The following is a 21,539-nucleotide window of genomic DNA, read 5'->3' as shown; positions in this document are numbered from 1 at the left end:
CCGGAAGGTCCGTCTCAAGGAGGACGCGGAGGATCGGGCGGCGCTCAGCGGCGCCTGATCCGCAGCCCCAGGAAGCCCAGTCCGAGCCCCATCATGGCGAGCCCCACGCCCAGCGTCAGGACGGGAATCTGCCGGTCAGCGAGGGTGTCGGCGGCCCGCGCCGCCGGTTCGTACGCGGCGGCGGGCGGCGAGTGCGGCGAGCCGGTCGCCGAGGGCGACTCCGACTCGGGTACCGCGGCGGACTCCCGCTCCTCCTCCGGCGGCGGCTCCGGCGCTGTTGCCGTTTTGGTACGGGAGGGGGCGGCGGAGCCGGGCGTCGTCCCGCCGGACGGGGTCACGGACGGCGAGGCGGGCCGCCCGGGCCGCTGCCGCCCCTCGCCCGCGGTGCGCCCGGCCAGCGACGGCGACGCGGGGGCGTGCCGCGTCGGCCCGAGCACCGACCCGATGAGCCCCGCGTCCGACTCGGCACCGCCCGAGGAACCCGAGGAGCCGCCCGTACCACCCGGCCCGCCCGGCACGGATGAGGACGCCGAGGGCGACGCCCCGGCGGGGTCACCGGACGCGCCGTCACGTTCCGGCCGGACCAGCCCGGCACCCGGCTCGGCGGCGGGCTCCGTCTCCCGCGCGGACGCGGCGGGAACACCGCCCACCGAGGACGCGGCCAGCAGCAGCGCCGCGAGCACCGTCGCGCAGCGTGAGTCGAGCCATGGAGCCACCGGGTGACCCCCTCCCGTGCCGAGCCGCCAGGAGCCCCCGCCGTCAGGGCTCCACAACGCACTCAGCGTCACACGGGGCGGGCGCCCCGGCATCCCGGGCGCCCGTACAGCCACCCACAGGGGTTACCCCGGCCGGTCATGAGAGACCGTCACCCGAGCGGGTCACCCGGCCCGGGCCAGGAGCCCACCCCCAGGGCGGAGAGCCGGCCGTCCGGCGGCGGCTCAGCCGGCGTCGCCCGTCGCGACCGTCAGCTCGAACGTCTGGTTGCCGGGCACCACGGCCGTCCCCTCGGTCGGGAACTGGGAGATCACCTGGTCCTCCGCGTACTGCGGGTTGTCGACCCGGGTCTCCCTGAACTTCCAGCCCGCCGCCTGGAGGCAGCTCTTCACGGAGATCACGTCGTGGTACGTCAGGCTCGGCGCCTGGACCTTCGCCGGGTCGTTGCTGTCCTCCGGGGCATCCGTGCACTCGGTCGCCTTGATCGTCCTGTGGCGCTCCGGCGGCATGTGGCCCGCCTCGGTGCTCTCGGCGGCCGGGCGGCTCGCGCCGCCGCTGCCCGGCGGGGTGGCGCCCGGGTCCTCCTCGCCGCCGCTCAGCGAGATGGCCGTGACCAGGCCGCCGATCGCCAGGACGGCGACCGCGATCGCGCCGACGATCACCGGGGTGTTGCTCTTGCCGCCACCGCCGGCCGGCCCGGGGCCCTGCTGCTGCGGGGAGATCGTGTACGGGGGCGGCGCCGGCGTCTGGTACGCGGGGGCCGGCTGCTGCTGCGGGTAGCCGTACGAGGGCGCCGGGGCTGGCGTGCCGTACGGCGGCTGGTACGGCGTCTGCACGCTGTGCGGTCCGGGCGCCGGGGTCGAGTGGTCGACCGGCGGGAACACCGCCGAGCCCACGCCCGAGCCGCTGTTCGCGTGCGGCGCGCCCTGCACGATGACCGGCGCGCCGGTCTGGCCCTGGCCCGCCGACAGCAGCCGCAGGCACTCGTCGCGCATGGCGGCGGCGCTCGGGAAGCGCTCGTTCGGGTTCTTCTTCAGGGCGCGGGCGACCAGGGCGTCCATCGCCGGGGTGATCGACCGGTTGATGGAGGAGGGCGCCACCGGCTCCTCCTGCACATGCGCGTACGCGATGGCCAGCGGCGAGTCCGCGTCGAACGGGATGCGGCCGGTCAGCAGCTGGAACAGCATGATGCCGACCGAGTACAGGTCGGAGCGGGCGTCCACGCCCCGGCCGAGCGCCTGCTCGGGGGAGAGGTACTGGGGGGTGCCGACGACCATGCCGGTCTGCGTCATCGACGTGACGCCCGACTGCATGGCCCGCGCGATCCCGAAGTCCATGACCTTCACGACGCCGCGCTTGGTCATCATCACGTTGCCCGGCTTGATGTCCCGGTGGACCAGGCCCATCTCGTGGCTGGTCTCCAGCGCGGCCAGCACGTCGGCGGTGACCTTGAGGGCCTTCTCGGCCGGCATCGCGCCGTACTGCCGGATGTCCTCCTGGAGCACCGACCCCAGCGGGCGGCCCTCCACGTACTCCATGACGATGTACGGCATCAGCGAGCCGCCGAGGTCGTCCTCGCCGGTGTCGAAGACCGACACGATGTTGGTGTGCTGGAGCTTGGCGACGGCCTGGGCCTCGCGGCGGAACCGCTCGCGGAACGACTGCTCGCGCCCCAGCTCGGTGTGGAGCGTCTTGATGGCGACCTGCCGGTCCAGCGCACTGTCGTACGCCAGGTACACGGACGCCATGCCGCCCTCGCCGAGCAGGTCGCGCAGCTGGTACCGGCCGCCCGCGACCGAGCCGCCCGCATAGCGGCCCTGTGCGCCGTCCTGGCTCATGTCCTTGCTCCCCCGTGCGCGCGGTCCGTGACGGCCGCGTGGCCGCGGTTCATCGCGGTGATCCGGCTTTTACGGGCCAAGTCTGCCCGAGGGCACCGACACGTCAAGCCGGGTGCCCGTTCCGTGACCGTACGCACAAGAAGCGTCTCGGAAGCGTTACCCGACCCGTACCGGACCGCCATGGAACCGGCGGGAGATTTGCACAGGTGTACGTGGAAGGGGTTGGATGGCCGGTCAATCCCGGACCGTCGTGGCGCGTGAAGGCTGTAGCGTGACATGACGTAGTACCCCTTAAGACACGGCGGCACACCGCGGCGCGCGAAGCAAGCGGACAGAAACGACGGCGAGGACTGATGGCATCCGAATCCGGGGCGGGCGGCGGCGGAGCGCCGGAGTCCGCCGAGTGGGGCGTCGGCGGACTCGTCGGGGACGGCCGTTACCGGCTGACCCACCGTCTCGGCCGCGGTGGCATGGCCGAGGTGTTCGCGGCCGAGGACGTCCGGCTGGGCCGCACCGTGGCCGTCAAGCTGCTGCGCGCCGACCTCGCCGAGGACCCGGTGTCCAAGGCCCGCTTCACCCGTGAGGCGCAGTCGGTGGCCGGGCTGAACCACCACGCCATCGTCGCGGTGTACGACTCCGGCGAGGACGTGGTGAACGGCCAGTCCGTGCCGTACATCGTCATGGAGCTGGTCGAGGGCCGGACCATCCGCGACCTGCTGATCAACGCGGAGGCCCCGCCGCCCGAGCAGGCGCTGATCATCGTCTCCGGTGTGCTGGAGGCGCTGGCCTACTCGCACCAGCACGGCATCGTGCACCGGGACATCAAGCCCGCCAACGTGATCATCACCAACAGCGGCGCCGTCAAGGTGATGGACTTCGGCATCGCCCGCGCCCTGCACGGCGCCCAGTCGACCATGACCCAGACCGGCATGGTCATGGGCACGCCCCAGTACCTCTCGCCCGAGCAGGCCCTCGGCAAGGCGGTCGACCACCGGTCCGACCTCTACGCCACCGGCTGTCTGCTGTACGAGCTGCTCGCGCTGCGGCCCCCCTTCACGGGCGAGACGCCGCTGTCGGTGGTCTACCAGCACGTCCAGGACATCCCGGTGCCGCCGTCCGAGGTCTCGGACGTGGCCCCGCCGGAGCTGGACGGGCTGGCCATGCGCGCCCTCGCCAAGGACCCGGACGACCGGTTCCAGAGCGCGGAGGAGATGCGGGGCCTGGTGCAGTACGGGCTCCAGATGCTCCAGCAGCAGGGCAGCCACTCCGGCACGTGGAACACCGGCCCCGTCGAGATGCACGAGGGCGGTCGCACCCCGGCCGGGGGCGTCGCGGCGACCGCCGCCATGGGCATGGGCCACCCGGTGCACGGCGACACCTCGCAGGGCCCGATCCTGCCGCCGTCGAACCCGGACGACGGGGCGTACGCGTACGACGGCGGGCAGGGCCGCCGGGGCGGCCGGGGCAAGATGTGGCTGTTCGCGGCGTTCGCCCTGATCGCGATCGTGGCGGGTGTGGCGTACGCGCTCGACCAGACCAAGGCGCCGACGGACAAGAACAAGGAGAAGCCGCCGGCCAGCACCGCGCCCTCCAAGCCCGGTGACACCACCAGCCCCTCGCCCTCGGACGAGAAGACCGACGAGCAGTCGCAGGACCCGGGCGGCTCCACGGGCGGCGGCAACGGGGGCAACGGCGGCGGCTGGGGCGGCTGGACCCCCGATCCGTCGGACGAGCAGACCAACAACCCGCCTCCGCCCACCGGCGGCCAGCCGTCCACCCCCGGCACCACCGAGGGCACGGACCAGGGTGGTACGACGGACGGCGGCACCGACCAGGGCGGCACCACGGACGGCGGCACCGACCAGGGCGGCACGACCGACGGCGGCGCCGACCAAGGCGGTACGACGGACGGCGGCACCACCGACGGCGGCACCAGCACCGGCACCACCGACCAGGGCGGCACCAGCACGGGCACGGGCGACCAGGGCGGTACCAGTACCGGTACCACCGACCAGGGCGCCACGACGACCGGCGGCGGGGCCTGAGCCCCGGGCCCTGAGGCCCCGGCTCGGAGCCCCCGGGCCCTGAGTCCCCGGGCTCTGAGGCCCCGGGCCCTGAGGCCCCGGCTCTGCGCCCCCGGGCCGGACGTGAACCCCCGGTCGGGGGCTCAGCCGGCGAAGGCGTCGCACACCGCCTCGTACTCCCTCGTCCACCACACCGCCAGGGCCGACACCGCGGAAAACTGCGGGTCGGCCCTGCTGTCGTGCAGCTGGTAGCGCCAGCGCAGTATCCAGAAGTCGTTCAGCCGCTCCCACCACACCCGGTGCACCGCCGCCGCCAGCTCGGCGGGGTCCGCGCCCGCCGCCCGCCGGTACGCGCGCGCGTACGCGCGTACCTTTGCCAGCTCCAGCCCCCCGGCCGGCTGGACGAAGAAGATCGCGGCCGCCCGGACCGCCTCCTCCGCCCGCGGCTGCACGCCCAGCCGGTCCCAGTCGACGATCGCGGCGGGCTCGGCGCCCCGGTAGAGCAGGTTCAGCGGGTGGAAGTCCCCGTGCACCCAGCCGCCCGCCGAGGCCGGCGGGGGCCGCCGGTGGGCGTGCTCGGCCAGCAGCCGCCGCCGCTCCACCAGCCGGTGCTCGGCCAGCTCGTCGAAGGCGTCGCGCGGGCGGCGGCCCCGCGCCAGCACCAGGAGCCGGTCGATCAGCCGGAAGGTCTCCTCCGGATCGGCGCCGAGGTCCTGGTGGCCCTGGTGCGGCTCCATGACCTGCTCCAGACAGGTGTGGACCAGCCCCAGCAGGGCGCCCAGCCGCCGGGAGCCGGCCGCCGAGAGCTGCGCGCCGGCCCGGTGGCGCCCCTCGACCCAGGGGTGCAGGGCGTAGCACCGGCCGCCGATCTCCGCGACGGTCTCGCCCTCCGCGTCGGGCAGCGGCGGCGCGACGGGCACGCCGAGCGTGTGCAGCCGCTGGGTGGCGCGGTGCTGGCGGACGATGGTGGCGCGGTCGGCGGTCGGGGCGTCGACGTGCTGTTTGAGGAAGTAGGCGCCGCGGGTGGTGGCGAGGCGGTAGCCGCGGTTGAGGAGGCCCTGGCTGACCGGTTCGCAGGAGAGGGGCTCGCCCGTGTCGTCGTAGCGGCGCAGCAGCGCACTCACGGGTGGGGCGGTGGTTGCATATGAGCGCGGCACTCACCAAATGGTAGATCACACAGCGTGGTGGCCAGGACGCGCTCCGGAACCATGACCTCCGGTACCTTCCGTGGCGTCCAGCGCGTGCACCGCCGCGAACCGCGGGCGCAGCCGCAGGTACGCCGGGGTGTACGGCGACCCGTCCGGGCGGCGGGGCACCGGGCCGAGCAGGGCCGATTCGGGCGCCCCGGGCTCCATGGCGTGCGCGGTGCCGGTCAGCTGCACCGACCACCGCAGTGCGGCGCCGGAGCCGAGGTTGTCCGCGCCGTACGCGACGACGCCGCCGTCGCACGCCTGGAGGCAGTCCGGCCCGCCGTGCAGCCGCAGGACGACCCCGTCGCCCGTCAGCACGTGCCGGGCGGGCGCGAGGAACGGCATGGCCCGCACGCTGGTCGCCACCACCCCGTACGGCACCCGTCCGAGCAGCTCCAGCGCCCGCGCGACGTCCCCCGCCACGTCCGCCACGTCCGTCACGTCCGACGTGTCGATCACGGGCGGACGGAGGTGCGCCGGACGAGGCGGCGGAGGACCGGAGGAGGGCATGCCTCCAGGGTCGGCCAGGCGCCCGACCCCCGACAGGGACTTAGGTCCCTCCTCGGCAGACCACGCTCAGCGGGCCGCGCTCAGCAGACCGCGCTCAGGAGGCCCGCGCTCAGGACTGGCGCTCGGCCTGCAGCCGGGCCACGTACGCCGCCGCCTGGGCGCGGCGCTCCATGCCGAGCTTGGCCAGCAGGCTGGAGACGTAGTTCTTGATCGTCTTCTCGGCCAGGTGCAGCCGCTCGCCGATCGCGCGGTTGGTCAGGCCCTCCCCGATGAGGTCCAGGATCCGGCGCTCCTGCTCGGTCAGCAGGTCCAGCCGCCCGTCGCCCTTGGGGGCGTTGCCGTCCCGGAGCCGTTCCAGCACCCGGGCGGTGGCCACCGGGTCCAGCAGCGACCGGCCGGCCGCCACGTCCCGTACCGCCGTCAGCAGCTCATTGCCGCGGATCGCCTTCAGGACGTAGCCCGACGCGCCGGCCATGATCGCGTCGAAGAGGGCCTCGTCGTCCGCGAAAGAGGTGAGCATCAGGCATTTGATCTTCTCGTCGCGGGCGCGGACCTCGCGGCAGACCTCGACACCGCTGCCGTCGGGCAGCCGGACGTCGAGCACGGCGACGTCCGGACGCGTCGCCGGGATCCTGACCAGGGCATCCGCCACCGTTCCCGCTTCCCCGACGACCTCGATGTCGTCCTCCACGGAGAGCATTTCGTGGACTCCGCGCCGGACGACCTCGTGGTCGTCCAGCAGAAAAACGGTGATTTTTCCCTGTTCGCGCACGGAATCAGTCTCACATACTCACTCTTCCCGTGCCCGGGGTGCGCGGGATAACGTGCCCCCTGTTCCGGCGGCTCACGAGGCTGTGACCAGTCATTTGTCCACCCCTTTGCGATTTACTTGGAAATCCAAGCAAAAAGCCAGGTCAAAGGGGGTTTCGCAGTAATGCGGTGCACTGGGTAACGTGCCTATGACAGGGGGCTCGCCGGGGCACCTGTCACGCCTGTTCCCGGTCGAGGGCACCCACCCCCGTGCACGCGTACGGAGACAGGCGAGCCGCTCCCCCAGGCTCCGAGAGCACGGGGGATCCCCAGCCACCCGGCGACCCCGGGGGCCGGACAGACGGAGGAGCACGCACGTGACCGTGGAAGGCACTGCCGCGCGCAAGCCGCGACGCAGCAGTAAGCGCACCAGCGCGAGCGCAACCAAGGCATCCGGCGCCCAGAGCGCCGAGCCCCAGCTCGTACAGCTGCTCAACGCCGAGGGTGAGCGAGTCCCGCACCCGGAGTACGACATCGACCTCAGCCCCGAAGAGCTGCGCGGCCTGTACCGCGACATGGTGCTGACCCGCCGGTTCGATGCCGAGGCGACCTCCCTCCAGCGCCAGGGCGAACTGGGCCTGTGGGCCTCGCTCCTCGGCCAGGAGGCCGCGCAGATCGGCTCCGGCCGGGCCCTGCGCGACGACGACTACGTCTTTCCCACCTACCGCGAGCACGGCGTCGCCTGGTGCCGGGGCGTCGACCCGACGAACCTGCTCGGGATGTTCCGCGGGGTGAACCACGGCGGCTGGGACCCGACGGGCAACAACTTCCACCTGTACACGATCGTCATCGGCTCGCAGACCCTGCACGCCACCGGCTACGCCATGGGCGTGGCCAAGGACGGGTCCGACAGCGCGGTCATCGCGTACTTCGGTGACGGCGCCTCCAGCCAGGGCGACGTCGCCGAATCGTTCACCTTCTCCGCCGTCTACAACGCCCCGGTCGTCTTCTTCTGCCAGAACAACCAGTGGGCGATCAGCGAGCCCACCGAGAAGCAGACCCGCGTCCCGCTCTACCAGCGCGCGCAGGGCTTCGGCTTCCCCGGCGTCCGCGTCGACGGCAACGACGTCCTCGCCTGCCTGGCCGTCACCCGGTCGGCGCTGGAGCGCGCCCGCCGCGGCGAGGGCCCCACGCTCGTCGAGGCGTTCACCTACCGCATGGGCGCCCACACCACCTCCGACGACCCCACCCGCTACCGCCTGGACGACGAGCGGGCGGCCTGGGAGGCCAAGGACCCGATCCTGCGGCTCCGCACGTACCTGGAGAAGCAGGGGCTCGCGGACGCCGCCTTCTTCGAGGAGCTGGAGACGGAGTCGGAGACCCTCGGCAAGCGCGTCCGGGAGGCCGTCCGGGCCATGCCCGACCCCGACGACATGGCGATGTTCGACCATGTGTACGCCGACGGGCACGCGCTCGTCGACGAGGAGCGCGCGCAGTTCGCCGCGTACCAGGCATCGTTCGCCGACGCGGACGGGGAGGGCAGGTAACCATGGGCGTCCAGAAACTCCCGCTCGCCAAGGCGCTGAACGAGTCGCTGCGCAAGGCCCTGGAGACCGACCCCAAGGTCCTCGTCATGGGCGAGGACGTCGGCAAGCTCGGCGGCGTGTTCCGGGTGACCGACGGGCTCCAGAAGGACTTCGGCGAGGAGCGGGTCATCGACACCCCGCTCGCCGAGTCCGGCATCGTCGGCACGGCGATCGGCCTCGCGCTGCGCGGCTACCGGCCCGTGGTGGAGATCCAGTTCGACGGGTTCGTCTTCCCCGCGTACGACCAGATCGTCACCCAGCTCGCCAAGATGCACGCGCGCGCCCTCGGCAAGATCAAGATGCCGGTCGTCGTCCGCATCCCGTACGGCGGCGGCATCGGCGCCGTCGAGCACCACAGCGAGTCGCCCGAGGCGCTGTTCGCCCATGTGGCCGGCCTCAAGGTGGTCTCCCCGTCGAACTCCTCGGACGCCTACTGGATGCTCCAGCAGGCCATCCAGAGCGACGACCCGGTGATCTTCTTCGAGCCGAAGCGGCGCTACTGGGACAAGGGCGAGGTCGACACCGAGGCCATCCCCGGCGAGCTGCACAAGGCCCGCACGGTGCGCGAGGGCGCCGACCTGACGCTCGCCGCGTACGGGCCGATGGTGAAGCTCTGCCTGGAGGCCGCCGCCGTGGCCGCCGAGGAGGGCCGGTCGGTGGAGGTCGTCGACCTGCGGTCGATGTCCCCGATCGACTTCGACACCCTCCAGGCGTCGGTGGAGAAGACCCGCCGCCTGGTCGTGGTCCACGAGGCGCCGGTCTTCTACGGCTCCGGGGCCGAGATCGCCGCGCGCATCACCGAGCGGTGCTTCTACCACCTGGAGGCGCCGGTCCTGCGGGTGGGCGGCTACCACGCGCCGTATCCGCCGGCACGGCTGGAAGAGGAGTACCTGCCGGGCCTGGACCGGGTGCTCGACGCCGTCGACCGCTCGCTCGCGTACTGAGGAGACCCGCTGTGATCCGCGATTTCAAGATGCCGGACGTGGGCGAGGGGCTCACCGAGGCCGAGATCCTCAAGTGGTTCGTCCAGCCCGGGGACACCGTCAGCGACGGGCAGGTCGTCTGCGAGGTCGAGACGGCGAAGGCGGCCGTCGAGCTGCCGAGCCCGTACGACGGGATCGTGCACGAGCTGCGCTTCCCCGAGGGCACCACGGTCGACGTCGGCGAGGTGATCATCTCGGTGAACGTCGGCGGTGACGCCCCCGGTGAGCCGGGCGCCGCCCAGCCGCAGACCGCCCAGCCCGCCGCCGAAGAGCCGGCCGCGAAGGACTCCGCCGGAACGGCCGCCTCCGAGGACGACGCCGCGCCGGCCGGCCGCCAGCCGGTCCTGGTCGGGTACGGCGTCGCCGAGACGTCCACCAAGCGCCGCCCGCGCAAGGGGGCCGCGGCTCCCGCGGGCGCCGCCGCCCGCGCGGCCGTCCAGGGCGAGCTGAACGGCCACGGAGCCGCACCTGCACCCGCTGCTCCCGCCCCGGCACCCGCCGCGCCCGCGCCCGCCCCGGCCGTACCGGCACCTGCCGCACCCGCCGCCCCCGGCGCCCGGCCCCTCGCCAAGCCGCCCGTGCGGAAGCTGGCGAAGGACCTGGGCGTCGACCTGGCGACGGTCACCCCGACCGGCCCGGACGGCATCGTCACCCGCGAGGACGTGCACGCCGCGGTCGCCCTGGCCGCCGCCTCGGTCGCCGCGCCCGGCGCCGTACCCGTGGAGCCGGCGGCCGCCGAGGTCCCGGGGGCCCAGCCGCAGGCGCAGCCGGCGGGGGCCCGCGAGACCCGCGTCCCGGTCAAGGGCGTCCGCAAGGCCACCGCCCAGGCGATGGTCGGGTCCGCCTTCACCGCTCCGCACGTCACCGAGTTCGTCACGGTGGACGTCACCCGCACCATGAAGCTGGTGGGGGAGCTGAAGTCCGGCACGGACATGGCCGGGCTCCGGGTGAACCCGCTGCTGCTGGTGGCGAAGGCCCTGCTCGTCGCCATCCGGCGCAACCCGGAGATCAACGCCTCCTGGGACGAGGCCGCCCAGGAGATCGTGCTCAAGCACTATGTGAACCTGGGCATCGCCGCGGCCACCCCGCGCGGGCTGATCGTGCCGAACATCAAGGACGCGCACGACAAGACCCTGCCCGAACTGGCCGCCGCCCTGGGCGAACTGGTGTCCACCGCCCGCGAGGGCAAGACCACCCCGGCGGCCATGCAGGGCGGCACGGTCACCATCACCAACGTCGGTGTCTTCGGCGTCGACACCGGCACGCCCATCCTCAACCCGGGCGAGTCCGCGATCCTCGCGGTCGGGGCGATCAAGCTCCAGCCCTGGGTCCACAAGGACAAGGTGAAGCCCCGTCAGGTCACCACGCTGGCGCTGTCGTTCGACCACCGCCTGGTCGACGGCGAGCTGGGCTCGAAGGTGCTCGCGGACGTCGCCGCGATCCTGGAGCAGCCCAAGCGGCTGATCACCTGGGCCTGACGACCGGACGAGAGTGACATGGGAAAGGGCCCGGACGCGACGGCGTCCGGGCCCTGATCCGTGTGCGGGTGGCGCGGGTCAGTCGCGCTGGGTCCCGGCCGGGAGCGAGCGCAGCTTCATGGTCTTGGCCGTCGACGAGCCGAAGCCGAAGTCCAGCAGCTTGGCGGCGTCGTTGAAGCGGTCGGGGGCGTTCAGCACGACGCCCACGTAGGTCTTGGTGCCCCGGGTGGCGGCGAAGACCAGGCACGGGCCGGCGGCCGTGCCCGTACCCGTCTTGATGCCGACGGCACCGTTGTAGGAGCCGAGCAGCTTGTTGGTGTTGTACCAGGTGTAGGTGCGGGTACCGCCGGTGCTGGTGGTGGCGGTGGTCTTGTACGAGGTCGCCTTGACGACGTCCCGGAAGACCGGGCTGCTGAAGGCGTGGCGCGCCATCTTCGCCAGCTCCGGCGGGGTCGTGTAGTTGTTCCCGGCGGCCGAGATGCCGTCGAAGGAGTCGAACTTCGTGTTCGCCAGGCCGAGCTGCTTGGCCTTGGCGTTCATCTTGCCGATGAACGACTGGGTGCGGGCGGCGGTGGTCGAGCCGGTGCCGAAGGTGTCGGCCAGCGCGTAGGCGGCGTCACAGCCGGAGGGCAGCATCAGCGCCGAGAGCAGCTGCCGGACGGTCACCTTGTCGCCGGTCTTGAGGTCGGCGGTGCTCGCGCCGGTCCGGACGACGTAGTCGCGGTACTCCTGCTTGATGGTGACCTTGCGGTTGAGGTCCACGCCCGGGGTGGTGAGGACCACGATGGCGGTGGTGACCTTGGTGGTGCTGGCCATCTGGCGGCGGGTGGTGTTGGCCTTGCCGTAGATGGCCTTGCCGTCCGCCTGGTCCACCATGAAGCCGCCCTTGGCGCTGATGGAGGGGATCGGCGGGGCCGCGGCGGCGGCCGGCGCGGCGAGCGGGGAGGCGGTCAGCAGCAGACCGCCCGCGAGGGCGACCGTGGCGGCGCGGCGCACGGCCGTGTGCGTGGATATCAAGGAAAACGCTCCGAGTCCGAGTCCCGAGTACGTCGAAGACGCCTCAATCTGGCAGGGCGCCGCATTCCGGCAGGTGGCCGCAATTTCGGCGGGGCGCCTCGATCCGGCGGCCGGAAATGCGAGGCCCACAGGAAGACACCCGAACCGCCGCGAAGGATGTACGGGACACCGGGCAGGGCCCTGTGAGGTAAGTCACATACAGGCGGGGCTGGTTGTGGGCCACGCTCCATCGGCTTGTGGGCCACGCTCCGTCGGCTTGTGGGCCACGCTCCGTCGGCTTGTGAGCCGCGCCCCAGCGGCGGCTCCGGGCTCCCTGATGCACCCCTCTTGTATCTATGCTGTGTGCATGCCTTCCGCCCCACCCGCCGCCGACCGCGTCTACACCCACGTCAAACAGGCCGTGCTCGACCGCCGCTACCAGGGCGGCACCCTCCTCACCGAGGGCGAGCTGGCCGAGGCCGTCGGGGTCTCCCGCACCCCCGTGCGCGAGGCGCTGCTCAAGCTGGAGATGGAAGGGCTGCTCAAGCTCTACCCCAAAAAGGGCGCCCTGGTCCTCGCCGTCTCCGCCCAGGAGATCGCCGACGTCGTCGAGACCCGCCTGCTGGTCGAGGAGTTCGCCGTACGCAAGGCCGTCCCCGCCCCCGAACGGCTGCTGGACCGGCTGGCCGCCCTGCTGGACGAGCAGCGCCGGCACGCCGAGGCGGGCGACCTGGCCGCCGTCGCCGTCACCGACCGCTGCTTCCACGCCGAGATCGTCCGCCACGCCGGCAACGAGATCCTCTCCCGCCTCTACGACCAGATGCGCGACCGGCAACTGCGCATGGGCGTCGCCGTGATGGAGGCCCACCCCGACCGCGTCGCCAAGAACATCGCCGAGCACGCCGAGATCCTCGACGCCCTGCGCGCCGGTGACGCCGAGGGCGCCGCCCGGTGCGTCCACCGCCACGTCAGCCGCGTCAAGGTCCTGGTCAGGGGGGAGGACCGGTGACCGGCCCGACCGCGTCCGCCGCCCCCGCCACGCCCGCCGACCCGCCCGGCGGACGCCGCGCCGCCCTCGTCTGGGGCGTCGGCGTCAGCGTCTACCTGGTCGCCGTCATCTTCCGTACCTCCCTGGGCGTCGCCGGACTCGACGCCGTGGAGCGCTTCGACGTCAACGCCTCCGCCCTCTCCACCTTCTCCATACTCCAGCTGCTCGTCTACGCGGGCATGCAGATACCCGTCGGCCTGATGGTCGACCGGCTCGGCACCAAGAAGGTCCTCACCCTGGGCGTGGTGCTGTTCACCCTCGGCCAGATCGGCTTCGCGCTCTCCCCGTCGTACGGGATGGCGCTGGCCGCCCGCGCGCTGCTCGGCTGCGGCGACGCGATGACGTTCATCTCCGTCCTGCGGCTGGGCACCCGCTGGTTCCCCGCCCGGCGCGGGCCGGTGATCGCCCAGATCGCCGGCCTCGTCGGCATGGCGGGCAACCTGGTCTCCACCCTCGTCCTCGCCCGGCTGCTGCACCAGGTCGGCTGGACGGCCGCCTTCGCCGGCAGCTCCCTCGCGGGCGTCGCCGTCCTCGTGCTGCTGCTCCTGCTGCTGAAGGACCACCCCGAGGGGTACGCGCCCGAGCCGGTGCCGCACCAGGGCGCCGCGTACGTCCGCCGCCAGATCGCCACCTCGTGGCGCGAGCCGGGCACCCGCCTCGGCCTGTGGGTGCACTTCACCACGCAGTTCCCCGCGATGGTCTTCCTGCTGCTGTGGGGGCTGCCCTTCCTGGTCGAGGCGCAGGGACTGTCCCGCGCCGCCGCCGGGGAGCTGCTCACCCTGGTGGTGCTGTCCAACATGGCCGTCGGCCTCGTCTACGGCCAGGTCGTCGCCCGCCACCACGGCGCCCGGCTGCCCCTGGCGCTCGGCACCGTCGGCGCGACCGCCGCCCTGTGGGCCGCCACCCTGGCCCAGCCGGGCGGAGACGCCCCGATGTGGCTCCTGGTCACCCTGTGCGCCGTCCTCGGCGCCTGCGGGCCCGCCTCGATGATCGGCTTCGACTTCGCCCGCCCGGCGAACCCGCCCGAGCGCCAGGGCACCGCGTCCGGCATCGTCAACATGGGCGGCTTCACCGCGTCCATCACCACCCTGCTGGCGATCGGGCTGCTGCTGGACGCCACCGGCGACGACTACCGGATCGCCTTCGCCTCCGTGTTCGCCGTCCAGGCGCTCGGCGTCACCCAGATGCTGCGGCTGCGGGCCCGTACCGCCCGGCGCGAGCGCGAGCGGCTGGTGGCGAGCCGGGTGGAGACCGTCCACGTCCCGGCGTGAGCGACGGTCTGGCTACAGGGTGACGCGTCTACGGGGTGACGCGTCCATGGGGTGACGCCTCTACGGGGTGACGGCGAAGCTCCCGAGGATGGCGTCCGCGAGCCCCTGGTCGCCCTCCACCTTCACCCGGTCGGCGACCGCCGCCGGCCGCACCCGGCCGCAGGCCAGGCGCACATACGTCTCCCAGTCCGTCGAGATCGTCGCCGCCGGACCCAGCGACGGCGCCCCGTCCACCGACCCGCGCCCCTCGGCGTCCACCCGTACCGTACGGAGGAACTCCACCGGCCCGTGCACGTCGACGACGACCGCCGTGTTCGGCGGGGCCCCCGCGTCCTTGGCGACCACCTTCGGCAGGACGGACAGGAGGATGTCCCGCGCGACGAACGCGCCCGGCGAGTCCAGATTCCCCGGGACGCCCAGCGCGACGCGCAGGTCCTGCTCGTGGCACCACACGTCGAACGCCCGCATCCGGTAGGCCAGTTCGAGGGACTGCTCGGCGCCCAGCGGGGCCCGGACCATGGTGTCGGGGGACCGGTTCTCGTTGCGCAGCTGCCGGGCGCGGCGGATCAGCGTGTACTCCAGCTCGGCCGTCATCTCCGGGCCGGTGTGGTGCCGCCGGACGTCGACCTGCACCTCCATGTAGCGGGCGAAGTCCCCGCGTACGTGGTAGAGATCGCGCGGCAGCGAGTGGATCGGGCGCGGGTCGCCGAGCATCTCGCACTCCATGCCGATGATGTGCGACACGATGTCGCGCACCGACCAGCCGGGGCAGGGCGTGGCGCGATTCCACTCCCCCTCGACCAGTGGCTGCACCAGCTCGGATATCGCTTCCACGGAGTGGGTCCAGGCGTCGGCGTAGGGCTGGAGGCTGGGATGGACGGTCACGGGACCCCTCGGGCGGTTCGTACGCGGGCTGGGTGCTGTGGCAGTTAAGTTACGCTGCCCGGAGGCACCCCGGCAGTGCTTTCGTGTGACGATCGTAGGCCCGTGTTGACGGCTCGAATGCCAGGACGGTGGTAGTGTGCGCGCCTCGTTGCTCCAGATCGCGGTCGATCCGGACGAGTCCCCGGACGCCCGGCGGGCCCGTGTCGCCTCCCTGGTGGCCGGTCAGGACGGCCTCGCCGACCTGGTGATCCTGCCCGAACTGTGGACGGTGGGAGCCTTCTCGTACGACGTCTTCGAGGCCGAGGCCGAGCCGCTGGACGGCCCCACCCACCGGGCCATGGCCAAGGCCGCCGCCGATGCCTCCGTCTGGCTGCACGCCGGCTCGATCGTGGAACGCGCCCCGGACGGCGCCCTGTTCAACACCGCGCTCGTCTACTCCCCGGACGGCGACCTGGTCCGCTCGTACCGCAAGATCCACCGCTTCGGCTTCGACCAGGGCGAGGCCGTGCTGATGGCGGCGGGCGACGAGCCGGTCACCGTGCCCGTGCCCGGTCTGCCGCTGGGCCTCGCCACCTGCTACGACCTCCGCTTCCCCGAGCTGTTCCGGAGCTTGACCGACGCCGGGGCGCTCGCCCTGGTCGTCTCGGCGGGCTGGCCCGAGCGCCGCCGCGAGCACTGGACCCTGCTGTCCCGCGCCCGCGCCGTCGAGAACCAGGCGTACGTCCTGGCCTGCGCCACCGCCGGCACCCACGCCGGCGTCCCGCAGGCGGGCCACAGCCTGGTCGTCGACCCCTGGGGCGAGGTCCTCGCGGAGGCGGGCGCGGCGGAGGAGGTCCTCACGGTGGACCTCGACCCGGAGCTGGTGGCCACCACCCGGGACCGCTTCCCCGCGCTCAAGGACCGCGTCCTGGGCCTCGCCCCGCCCACCCGCTGAGGGTCTGGCCCACCCGCTGAGGACCTGGGCGGCTTCAGTCCTTCTCCGCCATCCGCACCACGCATACCGCCACCGCGATCAGCAGCGCCGCGTCGGCGGGGTCCTCCCGGACGACGTCCACGGCGTAGGTGTCCCGCACCCGCAGCCACTTCCGCGAGATCCGGGCCAGCACCTCCCCGCCCCGCGCCACCTCGAACTCCCGGTCCAGCACCCGCCCGGACACGTCCAGCTCGGCGTCCCCGGCCAGGGAGACCACGTAGTGGTTGCGCAGCAGCGACAGCCGCTTGCGCCGCACGGTGGCGAGCGTCGCCCCGTCCCGCTCGACCGTCATGGCCCCGCGCAGGCTCAGCACCTTCGCCCGCAGCGTCACCACCACCCGCCCCGCCGGATCCTTCATCTCCAGCGTGTCGCGCAGCCGCAGCGCCTTCCCGTCCACCAGGAAGGCCTGCCGCCCGTGCTCGTCCTCGATCCAGTAGTCGTCGCCGATGGCGAAGATCTTGTCGCGTACCAGGTATCTCATGCCGGACGAGTACCCCGCCGCCCCCACCGCGTCCCGGGCGTCCCGCGTACGGATGGCACCCTTGACGCATGAACGCTGCTTCTCCAGCCCCGCGCCGTGTCCGTGTCCGTGCCCCCGAGCTGATCGGCAAGGGCGGCTGGCTGAACACCGGGGGTGAGGAGCTGACCCTGGCCGGCCTGCGCGGGCGTGTGGTGATCCTCGACTTCTGGACCTTCTGCTGCATCAACTGCCTGCACGTCCTCGACGAGCTGCGCGAGCTGGAGGAGAAGCACCGGGACACCGTCGTGATCATCGGCGTCCACTCGCCGAAGTTCGTCCACGAGGCCGACCACCAGGCCGTCGTCGACGCCGTCGAGCGGTACGGGGTGCACCACCCCGTCCTCGACGACCCCGAGCTGGCCACCTGGAAGCAGTACGCCGTCCGGGCCTGGCCCACCCTCGTGGTGATCGACCCCGAGGGCTACGTCGTGGCGCAGCACGCCGGGGAGGGGCATGCCGGGGCGATCGCGGCGCTGGTGGCGGAGCTGGAGGCCGAGCACGAGGCCAAGGGCACCCTGCGGCGCGGCGACGGGCCCTATGTGCCGCCCGAGCCGGAGGCCACGCACCTGCGCTTCCCGGGCAAGGCGCTGGCGCTGGAGAGCGGCAACCTGCTGGTCACGGACACCACCCGGCACCAGGTGGTGGAGCTGGCGGCCGACGGGGAGAGCGTGGTGCGGCGGTACGGCACCGGTGAGCGCGGGTTCGCCGACGGGAAGGCGGACGAGGCGCGGTTCAGCGAGCCGCAGGGGCTGTGCCTGCTGTCGGACGGGCGGGTGGTGGTCGCCGACACGGTGAACCACGCCCTGCGGGTGCTGGACCCCGGCACCGGGGAGGTGGGGACGCTCGCCGGGACGGGCGCGCAGTGGTGGCAGGGTTCCGCCACGGCCGGGCCGGCCCGTGAGGTGGCGCTGTCGTCGCCGTGGGACGTGGCCTGGTGGCGGGGCGAGGTGTGGATCGCCATGGCGGGCGTCCACCAGCTGTGGGCGTACGCCCCGGAGAAGGGCACCGTGCGGGTGGCGGCCGGGACGACGAACGAGGGGCTCGTGGACGGCCCCGCCGGTGAGGCGTGGTTCGCCCAGCCGTCCGGGCTCGCCGCCGCCGGTGAGCGGCTGTGGGTGGCCGACTCCGAGACCAGCGCCCTGCGGTGGGTGGATCCGGAGGGCGCCGTGCACACCGCGGTGGGCACCGGCCTGTTCGACTTCGGGCACCGGGACGGGGAGGCCGGCCAAGCGCTGCTGCAGCATCCGCTGGGCGTCACCGCGCTGCCCGACGGGTCGGTCGCCGTCTGCGACACGTACAACCACGCCCTGCGCCGCTTCGACCCGGCGTCGGGCCAGGTCACCACCCTCGCCACCGATCTGCGCGAGCCGAGCGACGCGGTGCTCGCCGGTGACGACATCGTGGTGGTCGAGTCGGCCCGGCACCGGCTGACCCGGCTGCGGCTTCCCGAGGAGGCGGTACGGGTGGACGCGGTGGCGCACCGCACGCGGCGCGAGGCGACCGAGGTCGCGCCCGGCGCGCTGCGACTGGACGTCGTCTTCCAGGCGCCGGCCGGGCAGAAGCTGGACGAGCGGTACGGGCCGTCCACGCGGCTGCTGGTGTCGTCGACGCCGCCGGAGCTGCTCGCCGCGGGCGGCGGCACCGGCACGGAGCTGTCCCGGGAGCTGACGCTGGACCCGGCGGTGACCGAGGGCGTGCTGCATGTGTCGGCGATGGCCGCGTCCTGCGACGACGACCCGGCGAACGAGTACCCGGCCTGCCATGTGCACCAGCAGGACTGGGGCGTTCCGGTGCGGGTGACGGCGTCCGGGGCGGCCCGTCTGCCGCTGATCCTCGCGGGGATGGACCCCGCCGCTCAGTAGGCCGGGCTCAGTGGTCCGGGCTCGGTAGGCCGGACTCGGTGGGCCGGGCTCAGTAGGCCAGGCCCTGGTGGCGGGGCGGCTTCCCGGCCGCCCCGTCCAGGCATCCGGCCACCCACAGGGCGGGGTCGAGGCGCGCCTTGCGGCCGCCCCGGCCCTCGGCCCGTGCGCGGTCGCAGCCGCCGTCGAGCAGCGACCGGACCTGTTCGCCCGTCAGGTCGTGGTGGCGGACGCGGTTGCCGTGCAGGAAGCCCGCCTCGTACGCGATGTCGGCGGCCCACGGGGGCCGTTCGGCGTACGAGGCGACGGCGTAGCCGCCCCCGCCGCCCATCAGGACCACGGCGGTGGCGACCACGCTCCAGAACACCCGCCGATCCGGACCTCGGTGGCGTACGAGTGCCGTCTGTCGTCCCAGCAGAACCATGCCGTCACGGTGTCAGGCACGGCCTTTCGCAAATGTTTCGCCGTGACCGGCCGCCGCCCGCTGCCGTGTCCGCCCGCCGCCGGCCGGCCGTCGTGGGCCGGCCGCGCGGGGCTCAGTAGCGGCGCTCGTCCGCCGGGTCGACGACCGTCGGGGCCACCGGCGGCACGACCGCGCGGCGGCGCCTGGCGATGCTGGTGAACGTGGCGACGCCGATGATGCCGACCGCCATGAGGATCAGCCCCACCAGGTCGAGGTTGACGCCCTGTGCTTCCCAGTCGGTCGCGAAGGTGAGGATCGCCCCGACCGCTATGAGAATGATGCAGCCACCCAGGCCCATGATTCCCGCCTCCTCGTCTGCGTTGGTGTTGCGGGTACCCCGACCCGCAACACCTACGCGGGGAGGGCTACTTCAGGAACGCGACGAGGGTGTTGGCCAGCAGGTACGGGTCGTCGGCGGCGCACAGTTCGCGGGCGCTGTGCATCGAGAGGATCGCCACGCCGATGTCGACGGTGCGGATGCCGTGCCGGGCGGCGGTGATGGGGCCGATGGTGGTGCCGCAGGGCATGTCGTTGCTGGACACGAACGTCTGCCACGGCACGCCGGCCTCCTCGCAGGCGGCGGCGAACACGGCGCGGCCGCTGCCGTCGGTGGCGTACCGCTGGTTGACGTTCACCTTGAGGATGGGGCCGCCGCCCGCGCGGGGGTGGTGCGTGGGGTCGTGCCGCTCCGCGTAGTTGGGGTGCACGGCGTGGCCGGTGTCGGAGGAGAGGCAGACGGTGCCGGCGAAGGCGCGCGCCCGGTCCTCGTAGGTGCCGCCGCGGGCGAAGACGGAGCGCTCCAGGACGCCGCCGAGGAGGGGGCCCTGGGCGCCGGTGTCGGACTCGGAGCCGTTCTCCTCGTGGTCGAAGGCGGCGAGGACGGGGATGAACTCCGGTTCTCCGGCGCCCGCGACGGCGGTGAGGGCGGCGGTGGCCGCGTGCACCGAGAGCAGGTTGTCCATGCGGGGGCCGGCCAGCAGCTCGCGGTCCCGGCCGAGGTAGGCGGGCGCCTCCAGGGCGTGCACCATCAGGTCCCAGCCGGCGACGTCGGCGGCGTCGACGTCGGCCTCCGCGGCGACGAAGCGGATCAGGTCGCCCTCGCGGACGTCGTCGCCCAGCCCCCAGATCGGCTGCATGTGGCGCTGGCGGTCCAGCTTGAGGCCCTCGTTGGCCTGCCGGTCGAGGTGGATCGCCAGCTGCGGTACGCGCAGCAGCGGCCGGTCGACGCTCACCAGCCGGTGGCCGCCGTCGCGCAGGGTCAGCCGGCCGGACAGCCCGAGGTCGCGGTCGAGCCAGGTGTTGAGCAGGGTCCCGCCGTACGTCTCGACGGCGACCTGCCGCCAGCCGTGGGCGCCCATGTCGGGCTGCGGCTTGACCCGGAGGTTGGGCGAGTCGGTGTGGGCGCCGACGATCCGGAACGGGGTGTGCGGGGCGGCGCCCTCCGGGACGTACCAGGCGATGATCGCGCCGCCGCGCACGACGTACTTGCCGCCGCTGGTGCCGTCCCAGGCCGCGGTCTCGTCGAGGCGGCGGAAACCGGCCTTCTCCAGCCGGTCACCGGCGTTGGCCACGGCGTGGTACGGCGTCGGCGACGCCGCCAGGAAGGTCATGAGGTCGTCGGTGTGGCCGCGGTCGAAGCGGGGGGGTGAGCTGCTCATGGCCTTCACTTTACGGGCGCGTCGTCCGGCCGTAACTCCCGTGCGGGGGCCGTTGTCAGTGGTGGCTGCGACGATCGGGAGACGTGGTGGGACGGCAGTCCGCCGACCCGCCGGTCGTGACCGGAGGTGCACTGGTGACCATGACGACCACGCCCGCTCCGCCCGTCTGCGCCGCTTGCGGGACACCGGGGGCCGAGTGGAGCGCGCGGCTGGGGATGCCGCTCTGCGCGGCGTGCGCGACGGCGGCGACGGGGGCCCCGGACCGGGACCCGGTGCGCCTCGGGGACGTCCTGCGGGTGATGACGGCCTCGTTGCGGACGTCCGGGGAGCCGGGCCCGCCGATACCGCCGCCGCGCCCGGCGGGTGCCGGGGCGGTGCCGGCCCCGCGCCCGCCGCGTGTCGGGGCGCTGACGACCTGCCGCCGCTGCGGCTCGCCGGCCCGCTGGCACCGCACGGTGCACGGCCGCTGGGTGGCGATCGAGCCGGGGGAGCGCCCCGTGGCGGCGGTCCCGCGCGCCGAGCGGTGGTATGTCGCGGGGGACGGTACGGCGGTGCGGCTGCATGGTCCGTCGTCGTCGCGCACGTGCCGGGTGGCGCACTTCTCGGTCTGCCGCGCCGGGTGAGCCCGGCGCGGTGACCGTCCGGGCCGGCCTGGGGCGCGGGGCGTGCGTGCGCGTGCCCGGGGCCGGCCGCCCGGGGCCGCGGCGGGGGTGTGACGGCGCCCGCCGCACGACAGCGGCCCGCCTCCCGGGGGGTCGGGAGGCGGGCCGCCAGGGTCCTTCGGCACCGCCTG

Annotated in this window: 20 protein-coding genes; 9 read left to right on the top strand and 11 right to left on the bottom strand. The window is 73.5% G+C overall.

All coding sequences use genetic code 11. The features are described 5' to 3' along the window. Positions 1–44: 44 nt before the first annotated feature. Both ACF08D_RS21875 and ACF08D_RS21870 read right to left on the bottom strand, forming a co-directional pair. Positions 45–716 carry a hypothetical protein gene (locus ACF08D_RS21875; protein ID WP_392224411.1) on the bottom strand — a complete coding sequence of 224 codons (672 nt, stop codon included), beginning with the start codon at positions 714–716 and terminating at the stop codon, positions 45–47. Positions 717–938: 222 nt separating this feature from the next. Next, the gene (locus tag ACF08D_RS21870; protein WP_392224410.1) at positions 939–2,552 is read right to left on the bottom strand and encodes a protein kinase; all 1,614 of its coding nucleotides are present in this window, start codon (positions 2,550–2,552) and stop codon (positions 939–941) included. A 353-nt stretch (positions 2,553–2,905) separates the two neighbouring features. Between ACF08D_RS21870 and ACF08D_RS21865 the strand changes: the two genes are divergently transcribed. After that, positions 2,906–4,597 carry a protein kinase gene (locus ACF08D_RS21865; protein ID WP_392224409.1) on the top strand — a complete coding sequence of 564 codons (1,692 nt, stop codon included), beginning with the start codon at positions 2,906–2,908 and terminating at the stop codon, positions 4,595–4,597. Positions 4,598–4,719: 122 nt separating this feature from the next. Here the strand turns inward: ACF08D_RS21865 and ACF08D_RS21860 are convergent, their stop codons facing one another. The 3 genes from ACF08D_RS21860 to ACF08D_RS21850 all read right to left on the bottom strand — a co-directional run bounded on the left by ACF08D_RS21860 (position 4,720) and on the right by ACF08D_RS21850 (position 7,048). Beyond that, on the bottom strand, positions 4,720–5,733 hold the full coding sequence (locus ACF08D_RS21860) for a phosphotransferase (RefSeq protein WP_392224408.1): 1,014 nt from the start codon (positions 5,731–5,733) through the stop codon (positions 4,720–4,722). A 15-nt stretch (positions 5,734–5,748) separates the two neighbouring features. Further along, on the bottom strand, positions 5,749–6,225 hold the full coding sequence (locus tag ACF08D_RS21855; RefSeq protein ID WP_392224407.1) for a pyridoxamine 5'-phosphate oxidase family protein: 477 nt from the start codon (positions 6,223–6,225) through the stop codon (positions 5,749–5,751). A gap of 160 nt (positions 6,226–6,385) precedes the next feature. Further along, on the bottom strand, positions 6,386–7,048 hold the full coding sequence (locus tag ACF08D_RS21850; RefSeq protein ID WP_392224406.1) for a response regulator: 663 nt from the start codon (positions 7,046–7,048) through the stop codon (positions 6,386–6,388). Positions 7,049–7,403: 355 nt separating this feature from the next. Here ACF08D_RS21850 and pdhA point away from each other — a divergent pair, with 355 nt between their 5' ends. Genes pdhA through ACF08D_RS21835 form a run of 3 tightly spaced genes read left to right on the top strand, consistent with a single transcriptional unit; the run spans position 7,404 to position 11,073 of the window. After that, the gene (gene pdhA, locus ACF08D_RS21845; RefSeq protein WP_392224405.1) at positions 7,404–8,573 is read left to right on the top strand and encodes a pyruvate dehydrogenase (acetyl-transferring) E1 component subunit alpha; all 1,170 of its coding nucleotides are present in this window, start codon (positions 7,404–7,406) and stop codon (positions 8,571–8,573) included. Positions 8,574–8,575: 2 nt separating this feature from the next. Beyond that, positions 8,576–9,556: an alpha-ketoacid dehydrogenase subunit beta gene (locus ACF08D_RS21840; protein WP_392224404.1), complete on the top strand. Its 981-nt coding sequence runs from the start codon at positions 8,576–8,578 to the stop codon at positions 9,554–9,556. A gap of 29 nt (positions 9,557–9,585) precedes the next feature. Further along, on the top strand, positions 9,586–11,073 hold the full coding sequence (locus ACF08D_RS21835) for a dihydrolipoamide acetyltransferase family protein (RefSeq protein ID WP_392224728.1): 1,488 nt from the start codon (positions 9,586–9,588) through the stop codon (positions 11,071–11,073). Positions 11,074–11,151: 78 nt separating this feature from the next. On the opposite strand, the gene ACF08D_RS21830 is transcribed toward ACF08D_RS21835, so the two are convergent. Further along, a complete protein-coding gene (locus ACF08D_RS21830; protein ID WP_392224726.1) occupies positions 11,152–12,069 on the bottom strand; it encodes a D-alanyl-D-alanine carboxypeptidase family protein in 918 nt (305 codons plus the stop codon). A gap of 367 nt (positions 12,070–12,436) precedes the next feature. Between ACF08D_RS21830 and ACF08D_RS21825 the strand changes: the two genes are divergently transcribed. Together ACF08D_RS21825 and ACF08D_RS21820 are read left to right on the top strand one after the other, a co-directional pair. Then, positions 12,437–13,078, top strand: coding sequence for a GntR family transcriptional regulator (locus tag ACF08D_RS21825; protein ID WP_392224403.1), 642 nt, complete (start codon positions 12,437–12,439; stop codon positions 13,076–13,078). Beyond that, positions 13,075–14,388, top strand: a complete 1,314-nt coding sequence (locus tag ACF08D_RS21820) for a nitrate/nitrite transporter (RefSeq protein WP_392224402.1) — start codon at positions 13,075–13,077, stop codon at positions 14,386–14,388. The genes ACF08D_RS21825 and ACF08D_RS21820 overlap by 4 nt, the downstream gene beginning before the upstream one ends. Positions 14,389–14,448: 60 nt before the next feature. Here ACF08D_RS21820 and ACF08D_RS21815 read toward each other — a convergent pair whose 3' ends face one another. Continuing rightward, positions 14,449–15,273 (bottom strand): maleylpyruvate isomerase family mycothiol-dependent enzyme, encoded by an 825-nt coding sequence (locus ACF08D_RS21815; protein ID WP_392224401.1) that lies wholly within the window; start codon positions 15,271–15,273, stop codon positions 14,449–14,451. Positions 15,274–15,409: 136 nt separating this feature from the next. Between ACF08D_RS21815 and ACF08D_RS21810 the strand changes: the two genes are divergently transcribed. Continuing rightward, positions 15,410–16,207, top strand: a complete 798-nt coding sequence (locus tag ACF08D_RS21810; RefSeq protein WP_392224400.1) for a carbon-nitrogen family hydrolase — start codon at positions 15,410–15,412, stop codon at positions 16,205–16,207. Between the two features lie 34 nt (positions 16,208–16,241). Here the strand turns inward: ACF08D_RS21810 and ACF08D_RS21805 are convergent, their stop codons facing one another. After that, positions 16,242–16,727, bottom strand: coding sequence for an LURP-one-related/scramblase family protein (locus tag ACF08D_RS21805; RefSeq protein WP_392224399.1), 486 nt, complete (start codon positions 16,725–16,727; stop codon positions 16,242–16,244). A 68-nt stretch (positions 16,728–16,795) separates the two neighbouring features. Here ACF08D_RS21805 and ACF08D_RS21800 point away from each other — a divergent pair, with 68 nt between their 5' ends. Next, complete coding sequence (locus ACF08D_RS21800) at positions 16,796–18,628, top strand: thioredoxin-like domain-containing protein (protein ID WP_392224398.1); 1,833 nt, start codon at positions 16,796–16,798, stop codon at positions 18,626–18,628. A gap of 49 nt (positions 18,629–18,677) precedes the next feature. Here the strand turns inward: ACF08D_RS21800 and ACF08D_RS21795 are convergent, their stop codons facing one another. The 3 genes from ACF08D_RS21795 to ACF08D_RS21785 all read right to left on the bottom strand — a co-directional run bounded on the left by ACF08D_RS21795 (position 18,678) and on the right by ACF08D_RS21785 (position 20,746). Beyond that, entirely contained in the window at positions 18,678–18,992 is a 315-nt protein-coding gene (locus ACF08D_RS21795; protein ID WP_392224397.1) for a hypothetical protein, read from the bottom strand. A gap of 169 nt (positions 18,993–19,161) precedes the next feature. After that, a complete protein-coding gene (locus ACF08D_RS21790; protein WP_126884107.1) occupies positions 19,162–19,386 on the bottom strand; it encodes a DUF6458 family protein in 225 nt (74 codons plus the stop codon). A 67-nt stretch (positions 19,387–19,453) separates the two neighbouring features. Beyond that, on the bottom strand, positions 19,454–20,746 hold the full coding sequence (locus ACF08D_RS21785) for a M18 family aminopeptidase (protein ID WP_392224396.1): 1,293 nt from the start codon (positions 20,744–20,746) through the stop codon (positions 19,454–19,456). Between the two features lie 140 nt (positions 20,747–20,886). On the opposite strand from ACF08D_RS21785, the gene ACF08D_RS21780 reads away from it, so the two are divergent. After that, positions 20,887–21,369, top strand: coding sequence for a DUF6083 domain-containing protein (locus tag ACF08D_RS21780; RefSeq protein ID WP_392224395.1), 483 nt, complete (start codon positions 20,887–20,889; stop codon positions 21,367–21,369). Positions 21,370–21,539: the final 170 nt, after the last annotated feature.

Source organism: Streptomyces sp. NPDC015131, from assembly GCF_043079975.1.
Taxonomy (GTDB): Bacteria; Actinomycetota; Actinomycetes; order Streptomycetales; family Streptomycetaceae; genus Streptomyces.
This window is presented reverse-complemented; position numbering and strand designations above follow the sequence as displayed.

Coding starts and splice junctions, on each gene's coding strand:
- ACF08D_RS21825 (WP_392224403.1), top strand. CDS start 12,437: ATGCCTTCCGCCCCACCCGCCGCCGACCGCGTCTACACCCACGTCAAA.
- ACF08D_RS21865 (WP_392224409.1), top strand. CDS start 2,906: ATGGCATCCGAATCCGGGGCGGGCGGCGGCGGAGCGCCGGAGTCCGCC.
- ACF08D_RS21805 (WP_392224399.1), bottom strand. CDS start 16,727: ATGAGATACCTGGTACGCGACAAGATCTTCGCCATCGGCGACGACTAC.
- ACF08D_RS21800 (WP_392224398.1), top strand. CDS start 16,796: ATGAACGCTGCTTCTCCAGCCCCGCGCCGTGTCCGTGTCCGTGCCCCC.
- ACF08D_RS21835 (WP_392224728.1), top strand. CDS start 9,586: ATGCCGGACGTGGGCGAGGGGCTCACCGAGGCCGAGATCCTCAAGTGG.
- ACF08D_RS21870 (WP_392224410.1), bottom strand. CDS start 2,552: ATGAGCCAGGACGGCGCACAGGGCCGCTATGCGGGCGGCTCGGTCGCG.
- ACF08D_RS21780 (WP_392224395.1), top strand. CDS start 20,887: ATGACGACCACGCCCGCTCCGCCCGTCTGCGCCGCTTGCGGGACACCG.
- ACF08D_RS21840 (WP_392224404.1), top strand. CDS start 8,576: ATGGGCGTCCAGAAACTCCCGCTCGCCAAGGCGCTGAACGAGTCGCTG.
- ACF08D_RS21790 (WP_126884107.1), bottom strand. CDS start 19,386: ATGGGCCTGGGTGGCTGCATCATTCTCATAGCGGTCGGGGCGATCCTC.
- ACF08D_RS21785 (WP_392224396.1), bottom strand. CDS start 20,746: ATGAGCAGCTCACCCCCCCGCTTCGACCGCGGCCACACCGACGACCTC.